This window comes from Geobacillus sp. ZGt-1 (assembly GCF_001026865.1).
Taxonomy (GTDB): Bacteria; Bacillota; Bacilli; order Bacillales; family Anoxybacillaceae; genus Geobacillus; species Geobacillus thermoleovorans.
On record NZ_LDPD01000018.1, the window covers coordinates 157,087 to 157,463 of the forward strand.

The window sequence follows — 377 nt, forward strand, 5'->3', positions numbered from 1 at the left end:
CAAGACGCGGCCTGTCGGAACGAGCTCCTCATTCAATTCGAGCACGCGCGAGCTTTGGATTGTCAGCGTGTGGTCCAATATATCGCGCTTGCCGTTGCCGCTTAGGTTAAAATACGTATGGTTCGTCAAATTGACGAGCGTCGTTTTGTCCGAACAAGCCCGGTGTGTGACGATCCATTCGTTGTCATTGTTCAGCCAATATTCCACTTGAACATGAACTGTTCCCGGGTATCCTTCCTCCCCGTCCGGGCTTGTGTACGAAAAGACGACGCCGACCGCATCGTCGCGCTGAACGGGCTCGGCCTGCCACAGCACGCGGTGGAATCCGTTCGGCCCGCCGTGCAAGTGGTTGTTGTGTTCGTTTTTCGCCAGTTGAT

1 pseudogene is annotated in these 377 nt (G+C 55.2%); it reads right to left on the minus strand.

The features are described 5' to 3' along the window. Positions 1 to 377 (minus strand): annotated as a pseudogene (locus tag VU18_RS19805) (galactose-1-epimerase); the annotation flags it as partial.